This window comes from Dyella sp. SG562 (genome assembly GCF_011759495.1).
Classification (GTDB): Bacteria; Pseudomonadota; Gammaproteobacteria; order Xanthomonadales; family Rhodanobacteraceae; genus Dyella_D; species Dyella_D marensis.
Window position 1 is genome coordinate 138249 of the sequence record NZ_JAAOYS010000004.1, and the last position, 20433, is coordinate 158681.

Sequence of the window (20433 nt, forward strand, 5' to 3'; positions counted from 1 at the left end):
CCTTATTGGCAGGCCTCGCAGTATTCCGGGTTCTCCAGCGAGCAGAACACCGCGGCGTTGGCCTGTTCCTGCTCGGCTTCCGGCGCCGGCCTGGCTGCCGGCGCGGCGGCGGCCACCGTGGTCTTGGCGATCTTGGTCGCCGGCCTCGAACGCAGGTAGTACGTGGTCTTGATGCCGGACTTCCACGCGTACATGTACATGGAACTCAGCTGCCCGATGTTCGGGTTCTCCATGAACAGGTTCAGCGACTGGCTCTGGTCGATGTATGCGCCGCGCGCGGCGCCCAGGTCGATCAGCGCCTTCTGCGGCAGCTCCCACACCGTGCGGTAGATCTGGCGTAGGCGCTCGGGGATGTTGGCGATGCCCTGGATCGAGCCTTCGGCCAGCTTGATGGCGTCGCGCACTTCCGGCGTCCACAGGCCCAGCGTCTTGAGCTCTTCGACCAGGTAGCGGTTCACCACCAGGAAGTCGCCGGACAGCGTCTCGCGCTTGAACAGGTTGCTGACCTGCGGCTCGATGCACTCGTAGCAGCCGGAGATCGAGGCGATGGTGGCGGTCGGCGCGATCGCGATCAGCAGCGAGTTGCGCAGGCCGTGTTCCTTCACGCTGGCACGCAGCGAATCCCAGCGCGGCATGTCGTTCGGCCTGGCCTGCGGCCAGTAGTCGAACTGCAGCTCGCCGTTGGCGGCGCGGCTTTCGGCGAAGCCCGGATGCGCGCCGTGCTCGCGCGCCAGCTCGTTGGACATGCTCAGCGCGTGGAAGTAGATCTCCTCGGCGATGCGCGTGGACAGCGCCAGCGCGTCGGCCGAATCGAACGGCAGGCGCAGCTTGAAGAACACGTCCTGCAGGCCCATCACGCCCAGGCCCACCGGGCGCCACTTCTGGTTGGCCGTGCGCGCGGTGTCGATCGGATAGAAGTTCAGGTCGATCACGCGGTCCAGCTGGCGCACCGCGGTGCGCACGGTGGCGGCGAGCTTGTCGAAGTCGAACACGCCGTCTACCACGTGGCGCGCCAGGTTCACCGAACCCAGGTTGCATACCGCGGTCTCACCCGCATTGGTCACCTCGAGGATCTCGGTGCACAGATTGGACAGGTGGATGACGTTCTCGGCCTTGGCCGTCTGGTTGCTGGTGGCGTTGCTGCGGTCCTTGAAGGTCATCCAGCCGTTGCCGGTCTGGGCCAGGGTGCGCAGCATGCGCGCGTACAGCTCGCGCGCCTTCACCTTCTTCACCGCGATGCCGGCGGCTTCCGCTTCGCGGTAGGCGCGCTCGAAGGTCTCGCCCCAGCTGTCGACGAAGTGCGGCACGATCTTCGGATCGAACAGCGACCAGTCGCCGTCGCTCTCCACGCGCCGCATGAATTCGTCGGGAATCCAGTTGGCCAGGTTGAGGTTGTGCGTGCGGCGCGCCTCGTCGCCGGTGTTGTCGCGCAGCTCGAGGAACTCCTCGATGTCGGCGTGCCACGGCTCCAGGTACACGCAGGCCGCGCCCTTGCGCTTGCCGCCCTGGTTCACCGCGGCGACCGAGGCATCCAGCGTCTTCAGCCACGGCACCAGGCCATTGGAATGGCCGTTGGTGCCGCGGATCAGCGAGCCGCGCGAACGCACGCGCGAGTAGGCCAGGCCGATGCCGCCGGCGAACTTGCTCAGCTTGGCCACGTCGCCGTACTTCTCGTAGATCGACTCCAGCGAGTCGGTCGGCGAGTCGAGCAGGAAGCAGGAGCTGAGCTGCTCGTGCGCGGTGCCGGCGTTGAACAGGGTGGGCGAGCTGGCCATGTATTCCAGCGAGGACAGCAGGCGGTACAGCTCCAGCGTCTCGCCGATCTCGTTGCCGCCCAGCGCGCAGGCGATGCGCATGAAGAAGTACTGCGGCGTCTCGATCACCTTGCGCAGCTGCGGGTGGCGCAGCAGGTAGCGGTCGTACACGGTGCGCAGGCCGAAGTATTCGAAGCGGCGCGTGGCCAGCGGATCGATGGCGTCGTTGAGCTTGCGCGCATTGGCGGCGACGAAGTCGCGCAGGCGTGCGTTGAGGATGCCCAGCTCCGCGCCGCGCGCGATCGACTGGGAGAAGCTCTGGATTTCCTGGCCGCTCACTTCCTTGTCGACGTAGGCGCCGAGCAGGCGCGCGGCGAGCTGGCCGTATTCGGGTTCCTCGGCGGTGAGCGCGGCGGCGGTGCGGATCGACAGCTCGTCCAGCTCGCGCGTGGTGGCGCCGTCGTACAGGCCGCCGATGGTCTTCAGCGCCACGCGCAGCGGATCGACCGCATGCAGGCCTTCGCCGCTGCGGGTCACCGCGCGCACGATCTTGTTGACGTCGACGATCTCCTGGCTGCCGTTGCGCTTGGTCACGCGCATCTGGCCGGGGTTGTGCGGCGGGGTGAGGGCGAAGGGGGTCTCCGCCACGGCTTCCATGCGAACGGGCTCCGGCGCGGCGGCAGCTGCGTCGGCGGCAGGGAAGGCGGATGCATCCGCGCGGTCGTCGGTGCGCTCGCGCGAGTCGGTGTCGATAGGTTGCATGGCATCGCTCCAGGCCAAAGGCTTCAACGACCTGCTCCCGCGCGCAGGGCTGAGACGAAGGCGGTGTAGGCGGGGACGGCCGTGCGGCGGAGCGAAGGCTCCGCGCCACGACGCGCCTCCCCGCGGAAGCCGCCATCACTCACCGCGGCGCTGAAGGCCGCGATGTGCCGGCAGGTCTTCGGACTCGCAGACATGGACCGTTCGCTGGCGACCGATCCGACCTACTCGCCCCCGCTTCCCAGCCTTGGAAGGCCAGTGCGATGGGAGCTTTCGTTTCCGCTTACCGCTGCGGGGCAGTTCCGGATTCGCACCGGATTCCCTATTAAGCCAATCCGACCGTGGGTCTGAGAAAGGCACCGACCGACACAACATATAGGGGTAAGGCAGGGAAGGTCAACCCAAGCCATTGTGCATATATCGGTGGATAAGTGGGGTAATTCAAGGCCTGGCGCGGCCTGGCGGCCATGCGAAAAATCTTGGCGATCGGTTCTGCCCGGGCGCTCAGGGGGCGATGCTGAAATCCACCTCGATCGGATACGGCGCCGGGCTGGCCGGCGGGGCCGGCAGCTTCCAGCCGGCGAAGCGGCTGAGCAGGCAGGTGGCTACGTCGGTGGGGGCGCGGACTTCGACCCGGCCCAGGCTGCCGTCGGCGTGCACGTCGGCGACCAGCACGAAAGGGGACTTGTCGGGCTTGGGCAGGGTGGCGATGCAACCCTTGAGCGCGTCGGTGGTGCGGTCGCCGATCGCGGCCCACATCTTCTTCTGGTAGTCCGGCCCGTCCTTGGCGCCCTCGGTCAACTTGGCCTGCTGCACCCGCGTTGAGAAATCGTCCGCCGGCATGCCGGGCGCGGACAGCAGGGCGAGGAAGAGCAGGCTGGTCATGGCGGGGCTCCGTGCAGGAAAGGCCGCCACGTTACCGCAGTGCAGGCCATCGAAGGGGAGCGAAGCATGTCGACGACGTCGCCGAAGATCGTGGCCGTACTGCTGGCGCTGGCCGCCACCGTGCAGGCCTGGGCCGCGGAACGCATCGAGGTGCCGCGTTCCGATGGCGCGAGCACGCCGCTGATGGTGTACGAGCCTGCCGCGGCGAAAACCTGCCCGCCGCTGCTGCTGGTGTCGCACGGCGCCGGCGGAAGTGAGCAGGGCCTGCGCTATGTAGGCGAGGCCTTGAGCGCCGACGGCTGGCGCGTGGTGGTGATGGGGCACCGCGAAAGCGGCCTGCCGGTGCTGAAGCAGGACCTGCGCAGCGATGGCTTCAAGGGCGGCATCACCGCCCTGGTCACCGATGCGCCGGCTTATCGGGCGCGCTTTCTCGACATCGACGCGGCGCTGGCGTGGTCGGAACAGCGCTGCCACGCATCGTTCAAGGCGCTGCTCGGCCATTCGATGGGCGCGATCACGGTGATGCTGGAAGCCGGTGCGCACAACAAGCTGGGGCTGGCGCCGAAGGGCAGCTTCGACGCCTACGTGGCCTTATCGCCGGAAGGGCCGGGACCGGTGTTCCCCGAAGGCGCATGGGCACCGATCGCCGCGCCCACGCTGCTGGTCACCGGCACGCGGGACCAGGGGCTGGGCGGCGACTACGGCTGGCGCATGCAGGCCTTCGATGGACTGGGGCCGGGCTGCCGCTGGCTGGCCGTGGTGGATGGCGCCAACCATATGAACTTAGGCGGCGGCCAGTTCGCCGCGGGTGCGCAGAAGAGCACGACGACGCTGGTGTCGGCTTATCTGGATGCGCTGCGCTCCGGCCGCTGCGGCACGCCACCGGCTTTGGCGGGCGTGTCGGTTCGCCAGAAGCCGGACGAGTAGCGGGCTTTCCACCCCCGTCTGCTCAGCTCGCTGCTTGCTTCTGGTGATCCGTTTCGGTGGATGGGGCCTGCAGATAGTCCAGCGTCGCCTGCAGCATCGAGGTCATGCCTACCTTCATGGCGCCCTCGTCCATGAAGAACCGCGGCGAATGATTGGCTGCCGCCTTCGCCGCATCCTGGCCGGCTGGGGTGGCGCCGACGAAGAAGTACACGCCGGGCACTTCTTTGGCGAAATAAGCGAAATCCTCCGAGGGCATGGCCGGCGGAGCCTCGACCACATGCGCGTGGCCGACCGCCTTGACCAGGCTGCTGCGTACCCGTGCGGTCAATGCGGCGTCGTTGACCGTGACCGGATAGCTGTCGCCCATCGGGATCCGCAGTTCCGCCGTGGCGCCGTTCGCGGCGGCCACGTGTTCGGCGATGCCGCGCAGATGGTCGATGGCTTGCTGGCGCATGGCGGGATCGAAGCTGCGCAGGGTTCCCTGCAGTTCCACTTTGTCCGGCACGATGTTGTGGCGCGTGCCGCCTTCGACGATGCCGAAGCTGAGCACGGCCGGCAGCGTGCCGATATCCAGCCGGCGGCTGACGATGGTCTGCGCCTGCTCGACGATCTGCGCCGCGGTGACGATGGGATCGACGCCGTTCCACGGCATGGCGCCGTGCGTCTGGCGTCCGTGGACCACCAGCTTGAAGCCGTCCGCACCGGACAGCGCGGGTCCCGGCCGCAGCGCCACCGTGCCGACGTTGAGCGTGCTGATCACATGCATGGCGAATACGGCGTCCGGCGCGAAGTCGCGGAACACGCCTTCTTTCAGCATGAGCGCGGCTCCGCCTTGCTCGCCCGCTGGCGCTCCTTCCTCCGCCGGCTGGAAGACGAACATCACCTCGCCCGGCAGCTCCTGCTTCATGCCGGCGAGCACGGTGGCGACGCCCAGCAGCATGGCCGTGTGCGCGTCGTGGCCGCAGGCGTGCATCACGCCGGTGGACTTGCCGCGGTATTCGCCCAGCGCTGCTGAGGCAAACGGCAGGCCGGTTTCCTCGGTGACCGGCAGCGCGTCCATGTCGGCGCGGATTGCCAGCCTCGGCCCGGGCTTGCTGCCTTTTAGAACGCCCACCACGCCGTGGTGCGCGATGCCGGTACGCACGTCCAGGCCGAGCTTCTTCAGCTGCGCGGCAACCAGTGCGGCGGTGCGCGTCTCGCGATTGCTCAGTTCGGGATGCAGGTGGATGTCGTGGCGCCATGCGACGACCTGGGGCAGTTCGTCCTGAATGCTTTGCGCCACATCGGTGGCATGGACAGGTACGGCCGATACGGCGGCAAGGGACAGCATGAGCAAGGCGCTGCGCATCATGAGCATTCTCCGGCGTGGATGTCCGTTGCGAAGCGTATGCGCAGCGCTGCATCGATGGCGGCTTTGAGAGCAGCAATTGGGAGTATTCCGGATATGCAGTGTGCCGCGCGCCGCGAAGCTGATATGTCGGGGACAACTTTCGTATTTCTTCGATATCTGAAAGGCGCGACTGAGCGTCTACTCATAGTCGCGTAAGCGCTGGCGTTCTGCACGCTTATCGCAATGCAGTTGCTAATCCTCTTCCATGAACTGGAGAAGTCCCATGCAAATGCGTTCGAGAAAGAAGACGGCCGTCAGGGTCATGGCCTGGATGGCGGGAATGCTCGCGCTCACCGCCGCGAGTCTCGCTATCGCCACGCCGCGGGCATCCGTGGAAAACAGCCCGCGCATCGATCCGCGCATCATCGGTGGCAATGAAGTATCCAGGGGGAAGTACCCATTCATGGCTTCGCTGCAATTCGACGGGCAGCATTTATGCGGAGGATCGCTTTATCGCCAGGATGTGGTGATTACTGCTGCTCACTGCGTCAACGATGTAACCGACGACAACGCGGCGGAGCTCACGGTCACCATCGGGCAGACCCTGCTTTCGGATGGCATCGGCGCGCAGCGGCGAAGGATCCGGGCAGTGGCGATCAGTACGCTCCCGGCGTCCGATCTGGCTCTGGTGTTTCTGGACAAGCGGGTCAGCGGCGTCGTTCCGGTCAGCTTGCCCACGCTGGGCAGCGATGCCTTGTACCGGCCCGGGCAGACGGCAACGGTCATGGGCTGGGGCAACACCGATGCGGAGCTGCCGTACTTCCCTAATCGGCTTCGGGAAGTGGACGTGCCCATTCTTGCGCCGGAGGAGTGCGCCGCCAGCTATGAAGGATACGAGCTGGGCACCTACTTCTGCGCAGGTGTCCGTGGCAAGGATTCCTGCCAGGGCGATAGCGGCGGACCGATCATTCGCAGCATAGGTGGCCGTGTCTATCAGATCGGCGTCGTCTCGTTCGGCGAGGGATGCGCGGAGCAGGGTGCGCCTGGGGTGTATGCCAACCTCAGCTCAGGCGAGCTGTGGAATAGCCTGCGGTTTATCTGGGTGCAACCGGCGCGGAATAAAGGACTGCATACCGTCGGATCGAACCGTCGCTAGGCCTGATTCCCAAGCAGCCGTACGGCGGAACGGCGATGCAAGCCGTGACTCGGCGGCAATGCTCGACCATGGCGTGCCTGCTGGCACGCCATGGTCGAGGAGGGCACGGCCGCCCGGAGTGATCCGCTCCTGGTAACCGTCCCTCACGCCAGATGCGGCGACGCGAGATTTTCCTCGCTCCGCATTTCGACCAACTTCAACTTCGTGCGCCCGAACTCAGCACGCAGCTACTCCCGTCGTACAGCTCAGTGGTCGGCGCAGTAGCGGAAGAGGCCAGCTTCATGGAGCTGCATGTCAGAGAAGACTTTCGTACTTCTGCGATATCCAGGAAGCAAAGATCATGTGTTTACTTGTAGCCGCGTAAGCGCTGGCTTTTAGCGGGCTTATCGCAATGCAATGGCTAATCCTCTTCCATGACCTGGAGAAGTCCCATGCAAATGCGTTCGAACAAGAAGGCAATCGTCAGCATCGTGGCTTGGATGGCCAGCATGCTCGCTCTCACCACTGCGAGCCTGGCTTTTGCGAAGTCCCAGATATCCGTCGAGAACGGCCCACGCATCGATCCGCGCATCATTGGTGGTCATGAGGTCTCCAGGGGAAAGTACCCGTTCATGGCCTCCCTGCAATCTGGCGGGCGGCATTTCTGCGGAGGGTCGCTTTATCGCCGGGACGTGGTGATTACCGCTGCGCATTGTGTCAACGACGTAACCGACGGGAATGCGGCGGGGCTCTCGGTCACCATTGGGCAAACCCTGCTTTCAGACAACATTGGAGCGCAGCGGCGAGGCGTCAGCGCGGTAGCGGTCAGCACGGCCCCGGGCTCCGATCTGGCGCTGGTCTTTCTGGACAAGCGGGTCAGCGGCGTCGTCCCGGTCAGCTTGCCCACGCTGGGCAGCGATGCCTTGTACCGACCCGGTCAATTTGTGACGGTCATGGGATGGGGCAACACGGATCCGGATATCCCCTTTCTTCCGGATCGATTGCGTGCGGTGGACGTGCCTTTGCTGGCACACGACGAGTGCGCGGCCGCATATGGCGATGATCTGAGCACTTATTTCTGCGCTGGAGTGCGCGGACAAGGAGCCTGTCATGGCGACAGTGGCAGTCCCATCATTCGTAGTATCGGTGGCCGCGTCTACCAGATCGGGGTGGTCTCATTCGGTGGTCTTCCTTGCGCAGCGCAGGGAGAACCTGCTGCATATGTCGATCTTAGTTCGGGCGAGCTGTGGAACAGCCTGAAGTTTATCTGGGTGAAGGCAGGGCCGGGTAAGCAACTGCCTATGGTCGGTTCGGGCCGTCGCTAGGAGCCGCTTTCCTGCGGCTTGCCGAGACAGGGATGGCGATGCGATGCATGCCGCTTGACTCGGGCGGCAATGCAAAACCCTGGCTCGTTGGCATGCGCAGGCATGCCAACGAGCCAAGGGAAGCGGGCACCAGTGCGATCGGTTAACCGCTGACAGGCTCGTTCACGCCAGATGCGGTGAAGCCAGGTATTCCTCGCTCTGCATCTCGATCAGCCGCGACTCCGTACGCCCGAACTCCGCACGCAGCCGCTCGCCGTCATACAGCTCGGTGATTGGCGCTGCAGCGGAAAGGATCAGCTTCACATGGCGGTCGTAGAACTCATCTACCAGCAGCACGAAGCGGCGCGCGGCATCTTCGCTGTAGATGCTGAACTGCGGCACGTTGGAAACGATCACCGCAGGTCCCGCCTTGGCGATGGCGATGTAGTCAGCCACGGCGCGCGGACCTTCGCACAGGGCGTCGAAGTCGAACCACAGGATGTTTTCGGCGCGCTTGCGCACGGGGATGGCGCGGTCGTTGACGACGATGTCGCCGCCTTCCGTCGTGTCGCCCTGCGCCTGGGTGCTGAAGATGCGCGCCAGCGAGCGCTCCGCCTCGGCGCTGGGCGGGGTGAAGTACACCGGCGCCTGGGTCAGCGCGCGCAGGCGCCAGTCGCGCGAGGAGATCATCTCCACCACGTGGCACTGCTGTTCCAGCAGGGCGATCGCAGGCAGGAAGCGTGCGCGCTGCAGGCCGTCCTTGTAGAGATTCTTCGGCTCGGTGTTGGAGGTGGTGACCAGGCTCACGCCGCGGGCGAACAGCGCCTCCAGCAGGGTGCCCAGTATCATCGCGTCGCCGATGTCGTTGACCAGGAACTCGTCCAGGCACAGCACGCGGCAACGCGCGGCGATGCCCTCGGCCACTTCCGGCAGCGGATCCTGGCGGTTGCCCAGTTCGCGCAGGCGCTCGTGCACTTCGCCCATGAAGCGGTGGTAGTGGCGGCGCAGCGCCATGCCCTGCGGCAGGCTGGCCACGAACAGATCCATCAGAAAGGTCTTGCCGCGGCCCACGCTGCCCCACAGGTACAGCCCCGGCACGGCTTCGCGCGGCTCGGCGCCGAGCAGCGACTTCAACCGTCCGAACAGGCCGCCGTTCTCTTCGCGGGCGGCGGTGAGCGCCGCATGCATGCGGTCGAATTCGGGCAGCACCGCCAGCTGGGCCGGGTCGCTTTCCCAGCGGTGCGCGGCGACGCCTTCCTGGTAGCGCGCGCTTGGCGCGATCGTAAGTGTTTCGCTCATGGGAGAAATCGCGGAAGGGCGCGTCAGCCGCGCGGGGGCGGCAGCCAGTCCTGCACCACATGCTTGATCGCGCCGCGCAGGTCCATCAGGCGGCGGTGGAAGAAATGCCCGGTGTCCGGCATGCGCACCAGTTCGGGTTTCTTGTGCAGGCTGTCGATCCAGTCGAACACCGCCTGCGGATCGACCACTTCGTCGCTCTCGCCCATGACTACCAGCCAGGGGCAGGACGGCAGCGGAATGGCGTCGAACTCGTAATGGCGGCGCGCCACCGGCGGCGCGATGCTGATCAGCGCGTCCGCATCCAGCTCGACCGCGCTGCGCAGGGTCACATAGCTGCCGAACGAGAACCCCGCCAGCCACAGCGCATCGCCGGGCCGCCGCGTGCGCACCCAGCGCACCACGGCGGCCAGGTCGTCACGCTCGCCGTTGCCGTAGTCGTGCTGGCCTTCGGATTCGCCGGTGCCGCGGAAGTTGAAGCGCACCGTGTCCAGTCCGCGCTCGCGCAGGCTGCGCTCCACCATGGTCACCACCTTGTTATGCATGGTGCCCCCTTCCACGGGGTTGGGGTGGCAGATCACGGCCACGCCGCGGCGCGCGTCGGCCGGTTCGGCGACGTTGCTGATCGTTTCGAGCTTGCCGGCCGGGCCGCTCAGCGCGAAGCTGGCTTCTTCACCGGGGAACTGATCCGGATCGTTGGGGAAGGCGATGGGAGTCATACGCGGAATGATAACCGCCGGGCCGGTCCGCCGCCCGCTCGTGCGGCAAGCTCGGACATGAACCATCTTGCGCATGCCCTGCTGGCGGGCGATGACGACGAGCTGCGCCTGGGCGGCATGCTGGGCGACTTCGTGCATGGGACGCCCGATCCGCAGCGGTTTCCGGCGCGGGTGATCGACGGCATCCGCCTGCACCGCGCGATCGACGTGTACACCGACGCCCATCTGGAAGTCGCCGAAGCGCGGCGCCTGCTGCCTTCGCCCTACCGCCGCTTCGGCGGGATCCTGCTGGACATGTGGTTCGACCATGAGCTGGCGCGGGATTTCGCGCGCTGGAGCGGCCAGCCGCTGGATACGTATTCCGCAGGACTGCGCGCGCTGCTGCACCGGCACCACGGCCTGCTGCCGGACGGACTGAAGCGCTTCCTTATCTATATGGAAGCCCACGATCTCCCCGCCGGCTACGCCGAACGCACCGAGATCGAGCGCGCGCTGCACGGTGTGTCCGCACGCCTGAGCCGGGCCAACCCAGTGGGCGAGGCGATGCCCGTGCTGGTGGAGCTGGAACCGCAACTGCGCGAGCGCTTCGAGGCGTTCTTCCCGCAGCTGCGCGCCTTTGCGGCGGACTGGATCGCCCATGGGGAAGTCTCCGAATTGCGCTGAAAAGGCTGTGCTAAGCTGCATAGCAATTGCTATACATGGCGCTCCATCCATGAAGACAGCGGTCATTCCTCCCTTGCGCGTCGACCCCGAATTCCGCGAACAGGTGCTGGGCGTGCTCCACCAGGGCGAAAGCCTGTCGGCCTTCACCGAAGCCTCGCTGCGTGCCGAGATCCACCGGCGCACCGCCCAGCGCGAGTTCATCGAGCGCGGGCGGGCATCGGCGGAGAAGGCGCAGCGCAGTGGCCGTTACGTCGAGGCCGACGACATGCTGGGCCAGCTCTCTGCCCGGCTTGGGGCGGCGCCCCGGCACGAGGGCGATGAGTGACTTGTCGCGTCCGCTTCACGGAAGAAGCCCGCGACGACCTGCTGCGCTGCTTCGACATCCTGCTCAGCCGCGACCGTCGTGCAGCCGGGCGCGCGCTTGCCGCTGTCGCCAAGGCGACCGAGCTGCTTAAGGATTTTCCCTACGCCTGCCGCAAGGCGGACGAGTCCGACCCGTTCCTGCGCGAGCTGCTGATCGGCTTCGGCGATGCGGGCTATGTGGCGCTGTTCGAGATCCGCGGGAGCGAGGTGCATGTGCTCGCGGTGAGGCATCAGCGTGAGGACGACTACCACTGAGATGGGAGCTGACGGGCGCCTCCGCGAGCTCCCCTCATCCCAAGCTTCTTCCCGGCGGGGAGAAGGGGCGAACGAAAAACGCCGCCCTGTGGGCGGCGTTTTGCTTTGATCCGATTGAAGCTGGCTTACTTCGCCTGATCCACAATCCAATGCACGGCGTTCTTCACCTGCTCGTCGGTGAGCGCCGGGTTGCCGCCCTTGGCCGGCATGAAGTTGCCGTCCGGGCCGTGGTAGCCCTCGATGGCGTGCTTGACCAGGGTGTCGACTCCCTGCGCGATGCGCGAGCCCCAGGCGCCCTTGTCGCCCAGCTTCGGCGCGCCGGCCACGCCGGCGGTGTGGCAGCTGTGGCAGAGGTTGTCGTAGATGGTCTTGCCGTCGGTGCTGCCGCCGTAGGCGACCTGCGACGCGGCGGCCTTGGCGGCGGCGTCGGCGGCGGCCTGCATGGCGGCGCGGCCGGTGTCGCCGGCGTAGACGGCGCCCGCCGGAGCGATGCGCTCGGCCACCTTCTTGGCCGCGTCCGGATTGGTTTCCTTGGGTTCGGCGTCGTAGATCATCCACGCGCCGCCGATCAGCAGCAGCGTCAGCACACCCAGGCCAGCGATCAGCAACGAGAAGCTGCGCATGAAGCTCTGGTCGGATTTGGTCATGGAACCGCTCACGCAATACTCCCGTTTTCGGTGGGCGAACCATCGGGCCTGGCCGGACCGCGGGTTCAGGCAATGAAGTCCCGGATTATAGACGAACGGACCGGCCTGTCTTCCAGCCATGGCACCATGGGCGGCGAGGGAACCGGATGCGGGCCGGTCCGGTCCCTCATGCCGACACCGGACGGACATCGTCGGACCGCATAGTGGCGCGGCTCATCCCTGCCATCGGTCATGCGCCCCCCCTGTCAACTGGCATTGTCCCTTTTCGTTGAACTGCCCCTATCCTTTCGCCGTCGTATCAAAACAGGCGCGCAACCGCGCGCGGCGGGGTCGGGTAGGGGCCCGCCTATCATCCAGGAGCTTTTTTCATGTCGCGTTTTTGGAAGATCGCGCTGATCGTGATCGCCGTGATCATCGTCGGAGGAGTCGGTTTCCGTCTGCTGCACAAGCCGGGCGAAGGCCAGGGCGGACAGGCGGCCGGCAACGGCCAGGGCGGCCCGGGCAAGGGCGGCGAAGGCAAGGACAAGGAAGCCCCGGTGCCGGTGACGGTCGAGCCGGTGGTCAAGCGTGACGTGCCGGTCTACCTGACCGCGCTGGGCACCGTGCAGGCGCTCAACACCGTGACGATCAATCCGCAGGTGTCCGGCCAGCTGATGAGCCTGAAGTTCAAGGAAGGCCAGGAAGTGAAGCAGGGCGACGTCCTCGCCGAGATCGACCCGCGCACCTTCCAGGCCAATTACCAGCAGGCCGTGGGCAAGAAGGCGCAGGACGAGGCGCTGCTCGCCACCGCGCGCGCCACCCTGGCCCGCAACCAGAACCTGTTGCCTCAGGGCTATGTCTCCAAGCAGGACATCGATACCCAGCGCAACTCGGTGGCGCAGTACGAGGCGGCCATCCAGGCCGACGTGGCGGCGATCGCCAGCGCGCAGGTGCAGCTGGGCTTCACCAAGGTGATCTCGCCGATCGACGGCGTCACCGGCATCCGCGGCGTCGACCCGGGCAACCTGGTCACCACCACCAGCACCATCGTCACCATCACCCAGCTGCATCCGATCTACGTGATGTTCACGCTGCCGGAGCAGAACCTGGAGATGGTGCGCAATGCCGTGCGCGACAGCAGCACGCCGCTGGCGGTCACCGCGCTGGACCGCGTCGACGCGCATCCGATCGCCGACGGCGGCGAGCTGAAGGTGATCGACAACCAGATCGACACTACCACCGGCACCTTCCGCCTACGCTCGCAGTTCGCCAACGAGAAGAACGACCTGTGGCCCGGCCAGTTCGTCAACGTGCGGCTGCAGGTGCGCACCGTGGCCGGTGGCCTGGTGATCCCGTCGCAGGCGGTGCAGCGCGGTCCGGACGGCGACTACGTCTACCAGATGCAGGCCGACAGCACGGTCAAGATGCAGCCGGTGAAGGTGGCCGGCGAAGTCGGCGACAGCCACGTGATGATCGGCACGGGCCTGAAGGAAGGCGACCAGGTGGTCACCGAAGGCCAGTTCCGCCTGAAGCCGGGCAGCAAGGTGAAGGGCCTCAAGCCGGGCGAAGTGCCGGCCGCGCCCACCGCCGAAGAGCTGCAGCAGCAGGGCAAGAAGGGTCAGCGCAACGGCGGCGGCCGCCGCGGCGGCTAAGCCACACCGGCCGGGCGCGCGCCATGAGCGCGACGCCCGGCGCCACGCGCGGCGCATAGACGCGCCGCGCCTTGAAGTCCACAACGGACGGCCATCCAGGTAACCATGGGATTCTCGACGCTCTTCATCCGCCGGCCGATCGCCACCTCGCTGCTGATGGTGGCGGTGATGCTGCTCGGCATCCTGGGCTATCGCCAGCTGCCGGTCTCGGCGCTGCCCGAAATCGACGCGCCCAGCCTGGTGGTCACCACCCAGTATCCGGGCGCCAGCGCGTCCACCATGGCGGCGCTGATTACCACGCCGCTGGAACGCAACTTCGGCCAGATCTCCGGCCTGGCGATGATGACTTCGGACTCCTCCGCGGGCCTGTCGACCATCGTGCTGCAGTTCGCCATGGACCGCGACATCGACATCGCCGCGCAGGACGTGCAGGCCGCGATCAACCAGGCCAAGGGCACGCTGCCGAACAACCTGCCGTATCCGCCGGTGTACAACCGCGTGAATCCGGCCGACGCGCCGATCCTCACGCTGAAGCTCACCTCCGACACGCTGCCGCTGCGCAATATCAACGACATCGCCGACTCGATCCTGGCGCAGAAGCTGTCGCAGGTGCAGGGCGTGGGCCTGGTCTCGATCGCCGGCAACGTGCGTCCGGCCGTGCGCATCCAGGTCAATCCGGCGCAGCTGTCCAATCTCGGCCTGACCATGGAGGACGTGCGCAGCGCGCTCACCCAGGCCAACGTGAACGCGCCCAAGGGCACGCTCAACGGCAAGACGCAGAGCTACAGCATCGGCACCAACGACCAGCTGATCGACGCGGCCGAATACAAGAACACCATCATCAGCTACAAGAACGGCGCGCCGGTGCGCCTGTCCGATGTGGCGCGGGTGATCGACGGCGTCGAGAACGACCAGCTCGCCGCCTGGGCCAACGGCAAGCCGGCGGTGCTGCTGGACGTGCGCCGCCAGCCGGGCGCCAACATCGTGCAGACCGTGGAGCACATCCGCGGGATCATGCCGGAGCTGCGCAGCGTGCTGCCGGCCGACGTGCACCTGGACGTGTTCGCCGACCGTACCGTGACCATCCGCGCCTCGGTGGAGGACGTGCAGTTCACGCTGGTGCTCACGGTGTTCCTGGTGGTGGCGGTGATCTTCGTGTTCCTGCGCCGCCTGTGGGCCACCATCATTCCGTCGGTGGCGGTGCCGCTGTCGCTGATGGGCACCTTCGGCGTGATGGCCTTCGCCGGCATGTCGCTGGACAACCTCTCGCTGATGGCGCTTACCGTGGCCACCGGCTTCGTGGTGGACGACGCGATCGTGATGATCGAGAACATCGTCCGCTACATCGAGCAGGGCAAGAGCGGCAAGGAAGCGGCCGAGATCGGCGCCAGGGAAATCGGCTTCACCGTGCTGTCGCTGACCGTGTCGCTGATCGCGGTGTTCCTGCCGCTGCTGCTGATGCCCGGCGTCACCGGCCGCCTGTTCCACGAATTCGCCTGGGTGCTGACCATCGCGGTCGCCATCTCGATGCTGGTGTCGCTGACCCTGACGCCGATGATGTGCGCCTACCTGCTCAAGCCCGACGCGCTGCCGGAAGGCGACGACGCGCACGAGCGCCATGCCGCCGCCGGCAAGCGCACGGTGTGGTCGCGCACGGTCGACCTGTACGACCGCACCCTGGGCTGGGTGCTGGACCACCATCGCTTCACCATGTTCGTGGCCCTGGTCACCGTGGTGGTCACCGTGTTCCTGTATGTGGTGATTCCGAAGGGCCTGCTGCCCGAGCAGGACACCGGCCTGATCACCGGCGTGGTGCAGGCCGACCAGAACGTGGCCTTCCCGCAGATGGAGCAGCGCACCCAGGCCGTGGCCGAGGCGCTGCGCAAGGACCCTGCCGTGAGCGGCGTGGCGGCCTTCATCGGCGCCGGTTCGATCAACCCCACGCTCAACCAGGGCCAGCTCAGCATCGTGCTGAAGGACCGCGGCGACCGCGGCGGCCTGGACGACATCCTGCCGCGCCTGCAGAAGACCGTGGCCGGCATCCCCGGCGTGGCGCTGTACCTCAAGCCCGTGCAGGACGTGACGCTGGACAGCCGCGTGGCCGCCACCGAGTACCAGTACTCGATGTCCGCGGTGAACTCGGCGGAACTGGCCGGCTATGCCAACCAGATGACCCAGGCCATGCGCCAGCGCCCGGAACTGTCGGACGTGGACAACAACCTGGCCGACAGCGGCAACGCGCTCAAGCTCACCATCGACCGCGAGAAGGCCAGCCGCCTGGGCGTGCCGGTGCAGACCATCGACGACACGCTGTACGACTCGTTCGGCCAGCGCCAGATCTCGACCATCTTCACCCAGCTCAACCAGTACCGCGTGGTGATGGAAGTCGCGCCGGAATTCCGCACCAGCCAGGACCTGCTGAACAAGCTCACCGTGCGCGGCAACGGCAACGGCGCGCTCACCGGCAGCAACGCCACCACCTTCGGCCAGGTGGCGTCGAGCAACTCGGCCACGCCGGCGGGCATCGGCAACACCGGCAACGTCGGCTTCCAGGTCGGCGCCGGCGGCACCATTCCGATCGCTTCGCTGGCCAATGCCGAAGTGACCAGCGCGCCGCTGGTGGTCAGCCACCAGCAGCAGCTGCCGGCGGTGACGCTGTCGTTCAACGTGGCGCAGGGCTATTCGCTGTCCGATGCGGTCAAGGCGATCCACGAGATCGAACAGCAGCAGAATTTCCCGCCGCAGGTGCGCGGCCAGTTCATCGGCAAGGCGGCGGAGTTCTCCTCCTCGCTGGGCGACGAAGTACTGCTGCTGCTCGCCGCGATCGTGGTCATCTACATCGTGCTGGGCGTGCTGTACGAAAGCTACATCCACCCGCTGACCATCATCTCCACCCTGCCGCCGGCCGGCGTGGGCGCGCTGCTGGCGCTGATCCTGTGCGGCATGAGCCTGTCGGTGGACGGCATCGTCGGCATCGTGCTGCTGATCGGCATCGTGAAGAAGAACGCGATCATGATGATCGACTTCGCCATCGAGGCGCAGCGCACCGGCATGAGTCCGCCGGAAGCGATCCGCCGCGCCTGCCTGCTGCGCTTCCGTCCGATCATGATGACCACCGCGGCGGCCATGCTCGGCGCCCTGCCGCTGGCGCTGGGCAACGGCATCGGCGCGGAGCTGCGCCGTCCGCTGGGCGTGTCGATCGTCGGCGGCCTGCTGCTGTCGCAGCTGGTCACGCTGTACACCACGCCGGTGATCTACCTGTACATGGAACGCTTCTCCGACTGGCTGCGGGTGCGCCGCGAACGCCGCGCGCTCGAACGCGCGGCGACCGGCGGAAGCGCGGCGGCGTGAGGCCGCCAGGGCCGGATAAACGACGCGGTGACGCGACCAAGGGGTGGAGCCGGAAGGCTCCGCCCCTTTCGGCGTCCTGGGCCTGGCGATCCGCACCAGTGCCAGAAGGCCCCGGCCCGCATGTTCAACCGATACCCGGCCGGTGCGTTCAGTTGATGAAACCCCGCCTCGCCCGACGCCTGCGCCGCGCCGGCCATTCCCCCGCTACGCTTACCGCATGAACATCTCCGGCCCGTTCATCCGCCGTCCCATCGGCACCTCGCTGCTCGCCATCGGCGTGTTCGTGCTCGGCGTGATCTGTTATTCGCTGCTGGGCGTGGCCGCCCTGCCGGATATCCAGTTCCCGGTGATCTTCGTGCAGGCCGCTCAGTCCGGCGCGGACGCCAGCAATATGGCCTCCACCGTGGCCGCGCCGCTGGAGCGCCACCTCGGCCAGGTGCCAGGCATCGACACCATGCGCTCGCGCAGCTCCGAAGGCAGCGCCTCGGTGTTCCTGATGTTCCAGAGCGGGCGCAACCTCGATGCCGCCGCGCGCGACGTGCAGGCGGCGATCAATGCCGCGCAGCCGGACCTGCCGACCGGCCTGACCAGCCAGCCGAGCTACCAGAAGGCCAACCCGAACGACGACCCGATCATCGCCTTCGCGCTCACCTCGGACACGCAATCGGCCGCCGCGCTCTACAACGTGGCCGACTCGCTGCTGGCCCAGCGCCTGCGCCAGCTCGAAGGCGTGTCCTCGGTGGATATCGCCGGCGCGGCGACGCCGGCCATCCGCGTCGACCTCAACCTGCGCGCGGTCAATGCGATGGGCCTGTCGCCCGACCAGATCCGCAACGCGCTGATCGCCGCCAACGTCACTTCGCCGCAGGGCTTCCTGGACAACGGCCAGACCCTGATGGCGATCACCGCCAACGACAACCTGCACACGGCCGAGGAATTCGCCGACCTGGTGATCGCCACGCGCAACGGCACGCCGGTGCGGCTGTCGGACGTGGCCAAGGTCTATTCCGGCCAGCAGGACGCCTTCCAGGCGGCCTGGTACCAGGGCAAGCCGGCGGTGCTGATGTACGTGTACAAGAAGTCGGACGCCAACGTGATCGCCACCGTCGACGCGGTGCGCGAGCTGATCCCGACCTTGCGCTCGTTCCTGTCGCCCGGCACCAGGCTGATGCCGTACTTCGACGGCACGCCGACCATCCGCGCCTCGCTGCACGAGGTGCAGGCGACACTGCTGATCAGCCTGGCCATGGTGGTGCTGACCATGGCGCTGTTCCTGCGCCGGCTCGCGCCCACCCTGATCGCCGCGGTGGCGGTGCCGCTGTCGCTGGCCGGCGCCTTCGTGTGCATGTATTTGATGGGCTACACGCTCAACAACCTCACCTTGCTGGCGCTGGTGATCGCGATCGGCTTCGTGGTGGACGACGCGATCGTGGTGATCGAGAACATCATCCGGCACATGGACGAAGGCCTGTCGCGCTTCGAGGCCACCTTGCTGGGTGCGCGCGAGATCGGCTTCACCATCGTGTCGATCACCGCCTCGCTGGTGGCCGTGTTCATTCCGCTGCTGTTCGCCAGCGGCTTCACCGGCCTGTTCATGCACGAGTTCACGCTGACCCTGGTGGCGGCGATCGTGATGTCGATGCTGGTGTCGCTGACCTTGACGCCCTCGCTGTGCGGCCGCTTCCTGCGCGCGCACGACGACAGGAAGCGCAAGCAGCCGTCGCGCCTCGACCGCGCCCTGGACAAGTTCCACGAGAGCATGCTGGCGGTCTACACCACGGCGCTGAATTTCTCGCTGCGCCACACCTTGCTGTTCGCACTGACGCCGCTGGCGCTGATCGTCGCCACCGTGTTCCTGGCCGGCTCCGTGCGTACCGGCCTGTTCCCGCAGCAGGACACCGGCCTGATCTGGGGGCGTTCCACGTCCAGTGCCACGGTGTCGTTCGGCGAGACCATCAAGCGGCAGGAGCGCATCACCGCGATGCTGCAGAACGACCCGGCGGTGAAGTCGGTGAGCTCGCGCCTGGGCACCAGCCGCACCGGCACCAGCGGCTCTTTCAGCATCGAGCTGAAGACCCGCGCCGAAGGCCGCCGCGAAACCACCTTCCAGGTGCTGGACCGCCTCAGCGCGAAGGCCGCCAAGTTCCCCGACCTCAACCTGCGCCTGCGTCCGCTGCAGGACTTGCCCAGCGGCGGCTTCGGCGGCAGCGGGCAGGGCGCGCAGTACCAGATTTCGCTGCAGGGCAACGACATCGACGAGCTGCAGGCCTGGCTGCCCAAGCTGGTCAACGAGCTGAAGAAGAATCCCAAGCTGAAGGACGTGGGTTCGGACATCGACGATGCCGGCCTGCGCCAGAACATCGTGGTCGACCGCGACAAGGCCGCGCGCCTTGGCGTGGGCATCGGCACCATCGACAGCGCGCTGTACAACGCTTTCGGCCAGCGCCAGATCTCCACCATCTACTCGGACATCAACCAGTACAAGGTGGTGCTCAACGCGCTGCCGAACGAGACGGCCACGCCCGAAGCGATCAACCGCCTGTACGTGGCCAACACCAAGGGCGAGATGGTGCCGCTCACCGCGTTCGCGCGGCAGCAGCCGGGCGTGGCGCCGTCCACCATCTCGCACGAGAACCAGTATTCGACGATGGACCTGAGCTTCAACCTCGCCCCCGGCGTCAGCATGGGCGAGGCAATGCAGATCGTGCAGGCCACCGTCACCAATATGCGCATGCCCGGCGACATCCGCCTCAACGTGGGCGGCGATTTCCGCCGCTTCCAGCAGTCGCAGGGCGGCATGCTGCTGTTGCTGCTGGCGGCGGTGGTCACCGTATACATCGTGCTGGGCATGCTCTACGAGAGCCTGATCCATCCGGTGACCATTCTCTCCACGCTGCCGGCGGCGGGCATGGGCGCGCTGCTGGCGCTGTGGCTGACCGATACGGAGCTGTCGATCGTCGCGCAGATCGCCCTGGTGCTCTTGATCGGCATCGTGAAAAAGAACGCGATCATGATGATCGACTTCGCCCTGGTGGCGCAGCGCGAGCACGGCAAGTCCCCGCTGGAAGCGGCGCGCGAAGCCTGCGTGGTGCGTTTCCGCCCGATCATGATGACCACCATGGTGGCGATCCTGGCCGCGCTGCCGATCGCCATCGGCCTGGGCGAAGGCTCGGAGCTGCGCCGCCCGCTGGGTATCGCGCTGATCGGCGGCCTGATCATCTCGCAGAGCCTGACCCTGCTCAGCACGCCTGCGCTGTATGTGATCTTCACCTGCCTGGCCGATCGCTGGAAGGCGGCGCGCGCACGCCGCCGCGAGCGCTCGCGGCAGGCCGTGGTGCGGGCCTCGTAGCCTCGTAGGTTGGGGTGAGCGCGAGCGAACCCCAACAGCGCCACCCGCCCGCCTGAATGCGCTTG

Annotated in this window: 15 protein-coding genes and 1 riboswitch; of the genes, 9 read left to right on the forward strand and 6 right to left on the reverse strand. The window is 66.8% G+C overall.

Translation table 11 applies throughout. The annotated features are described in order from the left end of the window. Positions 1 to 2 precede the first annotated feature (2 nt). Entirely contained in the window at positions 3 to 2516 is a 2514-nt protein-coding gene (locus tag FHW84_RS09900) for a ribonucleoside-diphosphate reductase subunit alpha (RefSeq protein ID WP_208399731.1), read from the reverse strand. Between the two features lie 151 nt (positions 2517 to 2667). Beyond that, a riboswitch (cobalamin riboswitch) is annotated at positions 2668 to 2892 on the reverse strand. 125 nt (positions 2893 to 3017) lie between these two features. Continuing rightward, complete coding sequence (locus FHW84_RS09905; protein ID WP_167254956.1) at positions 3018 to 3398, reverse strand: peptidase C13; 381 nt, start codon at positions 3396 to 3398, stop codon at positions 3018 to 3020. A gap of 66 nt (positions 3399 to 3464) precedes the next feature. Between FHW84_RS09905 and FHW84_RS09910 the strand changes: the two genes are divergently transcribed. Then, positions 3465 to 4325 (forward strand): alpha/beta hydrolase, encoded by an 861-nt coding sequence (locus tag FHW84_RS09910; RefSeq protein ID WP_208399732.1) that lies wholly within the window; start codon positions 3465 to 3467, stop codon positions 4323 to 4325. Between the two features lie 22 nt (positions 4326 to 4347). Here the strand turns inward: FHW84_RS09910 and FHW84_RS09915 are convergent, their stop codons facing one another. Then, entirely contained in the window at positions 4348 to 5676 is a 1329-nt protein-coding gene (locus FHW84_RS09915; protein WP_243868057.1) for an amidohydrolase, read from the reverse strand. A 262-nt stretch (positions 5677 to 5938) separates the two neighbouring features. Between FHW84_RS09915 and FHW84_RS09920 the strand changes: the two genes are divergently transcribed. Next, a complete protein-coding gene (locus FHW84_RS09920; protein WP_167254960.1) occupies positions 5939 to 6811 on the forward strand; it encodes a serine protease in 873 nt (290 codons plus the stop codon). A 431-nt stretch (positions 6812 to 7242) separates the two neighbouring features. Further along, complete coding sequence (locus FHW84_RS09925) at positions 7243 to 8115, forward strand: serine protease (protein ID WP_167254962.1); 873 nt, start codon at positions 7243 to 7245, stop codon at positions 8113 to 8115. A gap of 162 nt (positions 8116 to 8277) precedes the next feature. On the opposite strand, the gene zapE is transcribed toward FHW84_RS09925, so the two are convergent. Further along, positions 8278 to 9393, reverse strand: a complete 1116-nt coding sequence (gene zapE, locus FHW84_RS09930) for a cell division protein ZapE (RefSeq protein ID WP_167254964.1) — start codon at positions 9391 to 9393, stop codon at positions 8278 to 8280. Between the two features lie 23 nt (positions 9394 to 9416). Then, positions 9417 to 10109 carry an alpha/beta fold hydrolase gene (locus FHW84_RS09935; RefSeq protein ID WP_167254966.1) on the reverse strand — a complete coding sequence of 231 codons (693 nt, stop codon included), beginning with the start codon at positions 10107 to 10109 and terminating at the stop codon, positions 9417 to 9419. Positions 10110 to 10166: 57 nt separating this feature from the next. Between FHW84_RS09935 and FHW84_RS09940 the strand changes: the two genes are divergently transcribed. Genes FHW84_RS09940 through FHW84_RS09950 form a run of 3 tightly spaced genes read left to right on the forward strand, consistent with a single transcriptional unit; the run spans position 10167 to position 11390 of the window. Continuing rightward, positions 10167 to 10772, forward strand: a complete 606-nt coding sequence (locus FHW84_RS09940; RefSeq protein WP_167254968.1) for an ACP phosphodiesterase — start codon at positions 10167 to 10169, stop codon at positions 10770 to 10772. A gap of 49 nt (positions 10773 to 10821) precedes the next feature. After that, entirely contained in the window at positions 10822 to 11097 is a 276-nt protein-coding gene (locus tag FHW84_RS09945; RefSeq protein WP_167254970.1) for a YlcI/YnfO family protein, read from the forward strand. Then, on the forward strand, positions 11094 to 11390 hold the full coding sequence (locus tag FHW84_RS09950; RefSeq protein ID WP_167254972.1) for a type II toxin-antitoxin system RelE/ParE family toxin: 297 nt from the start codon (positions 11094 to 11096) through the stop codon (positions 11388 to 11390). The genes FHW84_RS09945 and FHW84_RS09950 overlap by 4 nt, the downstream gene beginning before the upstream one ends. Before the next feature lie 125 nt (positions 11391 to 11515). On the opposite strand, the gene FHW84_RS09955 is transcribed toward FHW84_RS09950, so the two are convergent. Further along, positions 11516 to 12037 carry a c-type cytochrome gene (locus FHW84_RS09955; RefSeq protein ID WP_167254974.1) on the reverse strand — a complete coding sequence of 174 codons (522 nt, stop codon included), beginning with the start codon at positions 12035 to 12037 and terminating at the stop codon, positions 11516 to 11518. A 368-nt stretch (positions 12038 to 12405) separates the two neighbouring features. Between FHW84_RS09955 and FHW84_RS09960 the strand changes: the two genes are divergently transcribed. The 3 genes from FHW84_RS09960 (at position 12406) to FHW84_RS09970 (ending at position 20368) form a co-directional block, all read left to right on the forward strand. Continuing rightward, positions 12406 to 13668, forward strand: coding sequence for an efflux RND transporter periplasmic adaptor subunit (locus FHW84_RS09960; protein WP_167254976.1), 1263 nt, complete (start codon positions 12406 to 12408; stop codon positions 13666 to 13668). Positions 13669 to 13773: 105 nt separating this feature from the next. Then, positions 13774 to 17019, forward strand: a complete 3246-nt coding sequence (locus tag FHW84_RS09965) for an efflux RND transporter permease subunit (RefSeq protein WP_167254978.1) — start codon at positions 13774 to 13776, stop codon at positions 17017 to 17019. Between the two features lie 217 nt (positions 17020 to 17236). Beyond that, positions 17237 to 20368, forward strand: a complete 3132-nt coding sequence (locus FHW84_RS09970; protein WP_167254980.1) for an efflux RND transporter permease subunit — start codon at positions 17237 to 17239, stop codon at positions 20366 to 20368. The last annotated feature ends 65 nt before the right edge of the window (positions 20369 to 20433 follow it).

What these genes read in the sequence shown, in the direction of transcription:
- FHW84_RS09900 (WP_208399731.1), bottom strand. Translation starts at nt 2,516, where the DNA reads ATGCAACCTATCGACACCGACTCGCGCGAGCGCACCGACGACCGCGCG.
- zapE (WP_167254964.1), bottom strand. Translation starts at nt 9,393, where the DNA reads ATGAGCGAAACACTTACGATCGCGCCAAGCGCGCGCTACCAGGAAGGC.
- FHW84_RS09965 (WP_167254978.1), top strand. Translation starts at nt 13,774, where the DNA reads ATGGGATTCTCGACGCTCTTCATCCGCCGGCCGATCGCCACCTCGCTG.
- FHW84_RS09970 (WP_167254980.1), top strand. Translation starts at nt 17,237, where the DNA reads ATGAACATCTCCGGCCCGTTCATCCGCCGTCCCATCGGCACCTCGCTG.
- FHW84_RS09940 (WP_167254968.1), top strand. Translation starts at nt 10,167, where the DNA reads ATGAACCATCTTGCGCATGCCCTGCTGGCGGGCGATGACGACGAGCTG.
- FHW84_RS09925 (WP_167254962.1), top strand. Translation starts at nt 7,243, where the DNA reads ATGCAAATGCGTTCGAACAAGAAGGCAATCGTCAGCATCGTGGCTTGG.
- FHW84_RS09920 (WP_167254960.1), top strand. Translation starts at nt 5,939, where the DNA reads ATGCAAATGCGTTCGAGAAAGAAGACGGCCGTCAGGGTCATGGCCTGG.
- FHW84_RS09945 (WP_167254970.1), top strand. Translation starts at nt 10,822, where the DNA reads ATGAAGACAGCGGTCATTCCTCCCTTGCGCGTCGACCCCGAATTCCGC.
- FHW84_RS09960 (WP_167254976.1), top strand. Translation starts at nt 12,406, where the DNA reads ATGTCGCGTTTTTGGAAGATCGCGCTGATCGTGATCGCCGTGATCATC.
- FHW84_RS09935 (WP_167254966.1), bottom strand. Translation starts at nt 10,109, where the DNA reads ATGACTCCCATCGCCTTCCCCAACGATCCGGATCAGTTCCCCGGTGAA.
- FHW84_RS09955 (WP_167254974.1), bottom strand. Translation starts at nt 12,037, where the DNA reads ATGACCAAATCCGACCAGAGCTTCATGCGCAGCTTCTCGTTGCTGATC.
- FHW84_RS09905 (WP_167254956.1), bottom strand. Translation starts at nt 3,398, where the DNA reads ATGACCAGCCTGCTCTTCCTCGCCCTGCTGTCCGCGCCCGGCATGCCG.
- FHW84_RS09910 (WP_208399732.1), top strand. Translation starts at nt 3,465, where the DNA reads ATGTCGACGACGTCGCCGAAGATCGTGGCCGTACTGCTGGCGCTGGCC.
- FHW84_RS09915 (WP_243868057.1), bottom strand. Translation starts at nt 5,676, where the DNA reads ATGATGCGCAGCGCCTTGCTCATGCTGTCCCTTGCCGCCGTATCGGCC.